This is a genomic window from Maribacter algicola (genome assembly GCF_003933245.1).
In the GTDB taxonomy this organism is placed as follows: Bacteria; Bacteroidota; Bacteroidia; order Flavobacteriales; family Flavobacteriaceae; genus Maribacter; species Maribacter algicola.
The window spans coordinates 1-3,784 of sequence record NZ_QUSX01000007.1 but is presented as its reverse complement, the minus strand read 5'-3'; the positions used below and the strand labels follow the sequence as shown (position 1 = coordinate 3,784).

The following is a 3,784-nucleotide window of genomic DNA, read 5'->3' as shown; positions in this document are numbered from 1 at the left end:
TATTGGGTTTAAAGGGTCCGTAGGCGGGCCGGTAAGTCAGGGGTGAAAGTCTGTAGCTCAACTATAGAACTGCCTTTGATACTGCCGGTCTTGAGTCATGGTGAAGTTGGCGGAATATGTGGTGTAGCGGTGAAATGCATAGATATCACATAGAACACCGATTGCGAAGGCAGCTGACTAACCATGTACTGACGCTGATGGACGAAAGCGTGGGGAGCGAACAGGATTAGATACCCTGGTAGTCCACGCCGTAAACGATGGATACTAGCTGTCCGGGTCCTTGAGACCTGGGCGGCCAAGCGAAAGTGATAAGTATCCCACCTGGGGAGTACGTTCGCAAGAATGAAACTCAAAGGAATTGACGGGGGCCCGCACAAGCGGTGGAGCATGTGGTTTAATTCGATGATACGCGAGGAACCTTACCAGGGCTTAAATGCATTTTGACAGGGCCAGAGATGGCCTTTCCTTCGGGCAATTTGCAAGGTGCTGCATGGTTGTCGTCAGCTCGTGCCGTGAGGTGTCAGGTTAAGTCCTATAACGAGCGCAACCCCTACCGTTAGTTGCCAGCGAGTCATGTCGGGGACTCTAACGGGACTGCCGGTGCAAACCGCGAGGAAGGTGGGGATGACGTCAAATCATCACGGCCCTTACGTCCTGGGCCACACACGTGCTACAATGGCAGGTACAGAGAGCAGCCACGTCGCAAGGCGGAGCGAATCTATAAAACCTGTCACAGTTCGGATCGGGGTCTGCAACTCGACCCCGTGAAGCTGGAATCGCTAGTAATCGGATATCAGCCATGATCCGGTGAATACGTTCCCGGGCCTTGTACACACCGCCCGTCAAGCCATGGAAGCCGGGAGTGCCTGAAGTCCGTCACCGCAAGGAGCGGCCTAGGGCAAGATCGGTAACTAGGGCTAAGTCGTAACAAGGTAGCCGTACCGGAAGGTGCGGCTGGAACACCTCCTTTCTAGAGATTGTCCTTAGATGGATAGTCCCTGGCGGACCAACGGAAAAGGCCCTGGCCCCGTTCTTTCGATTTATGTTCTTCTTTATATCGCAATTATCTCCGCGATCATGATATATAACAAATACTTGTGCGCCTGTGGCGTGTGGGTAGGGACAGTCCCATAGCTCAGCTGGTTAGAGCGCTACACTGATAATGTAGAGGTCGGCAGTTCGAGTCTGCCTGGGACTACATGGCCCCAAGGGGGCTTACGTTCATTGTTTTGAAGTATTGGAAATTCTGGAAGTTGAGACAAACTAGTTGTTGGTTCTTGGTTGATGGTTGATGGTGGAGCCGTCGACCGGCAACGGACAACGATCAACTAACTGGGGGATTAGCTCAGCTGGCTAGAGCGCCTGCCTTGCACGCAGGAGGTCATCGGTTCGACTCCGATATTCTCCACTATCCCCTCCCGTCCTCCCCAAGGGGGAGGAGTCCAGGGCCTTGTGCCCTTCCCCTTGGGGGAGTTGGAGGGGGAAAAAGTTCATTGACATATTGGGACAGGATATAGTAAGATTAGTCTTATTGTATACCTAAAAAGAAAGAAACACGAATCTTTATATAAAGTAAAGAGTACGAATTAGAATAGAACAAAAGGAAAGGCGACAAGCTGGAAAAGGGCGTATGGGGAATGCCTAGGCTCTCAGAGGCGAAGAAGGACGTGATAAGCTGCGAAAAGCCGCGGGGATCGGCACATACGATATGATCCGCGGATATCCGAATGGGGCAACCCGGCATGTTGAAGACATGTCACGGCCGTAAGGCCGAGCGAACCCGGTGAACTGAAACATCTAAGTAGCCGGAGGAAGAGAAAACAAAAGTGATTCCGATAGTAGCGGCGAGCGAAATCGGATTAGCCCAAACCGTTGTTGTTTCGGCAACAACGGGGTTGTAGGACCACGCTGTTCGAGTGTTGATGAACTAGAACGCTTTGGAAAGAGCGGCCATAGACGGTGATAGCCCGGTATAGGTAAAGATGCATTAGATAGTGGTATCCTGAGTAGTGCGGGGCACGTGAAACCCTGTATGAATCCGGCGGGACCATCCGCCAAGGCTAAATACTCCTGAGAGACCGATAGTGAACCAGTACCGTGAGGGAAAGGTGAAAAGAACCGTGAACAACGGAGTGAAATAGATCCTGAAACCATACGCCTACAAGCGGTCGGAGCCCTTCGGGGTGACGGCGTGCCTTTTGCATAATGAGCCTACGAGTTACTTTTACCGGCAAGGTTAAGTCCTTTAGGGACGGAGCCGCAGCGAAAGCGAGTCTTAATAGGGCGCCATAGTCGGTAGTAGTAGACGCGAAACCGTGCGATCTACCCATGGGCAGGCTGAAGCTGTGGTAACACATAGTGGAGGGCCGAACCCGTTGACGTTGAAAAGTCTTGGGATGACCTGTGGGTAGGGGTGAAAGGCCAATCAAGCTCGGAAATAGCTCGTACTCCCCGAAATGCATTTAGGTGCAGCGTGTTATTAGTTTCATAGAGGTAGAGCTACTGATTGGATGCGGGGGCTTCACCGCCTACCAATTCCTGACAAACTCCGAATGCTATGAAACGATGTAACGCAGTGAGGGCATGGGTGCTAAGGTCCATGTCCGAGAGGGAAAGAACCCGGACCATCGGCTAAGGTCCCCAAATATATGCTAAGTTGACAAAACGCGGTGGAACTGCATTGACAGCCAGGATGTTGGCTTGGAAGCAGCCATTCATTTAAAGAGTGCGTAACAGCTCACTGGTCGAGCGGTTCCGCATGGATAATGATCGGGCATAAGCATATTACCGAAGCCATGGGCCCGCAAGGGCGGTAGGGGAGCATCGTGCCTGCGTCGAAGGGATACCTGCGAGGGGTCCTGGAGCGTGCACGAACGAAAATGTAGGCATAAGTAACGATAATGCGGGCGAGAAACCCGCACGCCGAAAGACCAAGGTTTCCCCAGCTATGCTAATCAGCTGGGGGTCAGTCGGGACCTAACGCGAACCCGAAAGGGGCAGTGGATGGACAACGGGTTAATATTCCCGTACCCGCACATCGCCAAAAGTGACGGAGGCGAGAAGTTGGTGCGTGCAGACGGAATTGCACGTTGAAGGGAGCGGCAACGCCCCGATAGTACGCCGAGGCTACGGCCAAGGCGATAATCCAGCGTATCGACTTCCAAGAAAAGCGAGATGTGCGGCCCGTACCGTAAACCGACACAGGTGGTCGGGATGAGTATTCTAAGGCGCTCGAGAGATTCATGGCTAAGGAACTAGGCAAAATAGACCCGTAACTTCGGGAGAAGGGTCGCCCCCCTCCGGGGGGGCCGCAGTGAAGAGGTCCAGGCGACTGTTTATCAAAAACACAGGGCTCTGCAAATTCGAGAGAAGAAGTATAGGGCCTGACACCTGCCCGGTGCCGGAAGGTTAAGAGGAGATGTCATTCCTTCGGGGAGAAGCATTGAATTGAAGCCCCGGTAAACGGCGGCCGTAACTATAACGGTCCTAAGGTAGCGAAATTCCTTGTCGGGTAAGTTCCGACCTGCACGAATGGTGCAACGATCTGGACACTGTCTCGGCCATGAGCTCGGTGAAATTGTAGTATCGGTGAAGATGCCGGTTACCCGCAGTGGGACGAAAAGACCCCGTGCACCTTTACTATAGCTTCGTATTGACCTTGGTCAAACAATGTGTAGGATAGCTGGGAGGATTTGAAGCGGCGTCGCCAGGCGTTGTGGATCCGTTGTTGAAATACCAGCCTTTGTTTGATCGGGGCCTAACCCTCATAAGAGGGAACAGTGCG

At 52.8% G+C, this 3,784-nt stretch carries 2 tRNA genes and 2 rRNA genes; all 4 read left to right on the top strand.

The annotated features are described in order from the left end of the window. Nucleotides 1–970 (top strand): 16S ribosomal RNA (locus DZC72_RS17655); the annotation flags it as partial. 154 nt (nt 971–1,124) lie between these two features. Beyond that, a tRNA-Ile gene (locus tag DZC72_RS17650) sits at nt 1,125–1,198 on the top strand. Between the two features lie 136 nt (nt 1,199–1,334). Beyond that, nucleotides 1,335–1,408, top strand: a tRNA-Ala gene (locus DZC72_RS17645). Between the two features lie 202 nt (nt 1,409–1,610). After that, a 23S ribosomal RNA gene (locus DZC72_RS17640) occupies nt 1,611–3,784 on the top strand; the annotation flags it as partial.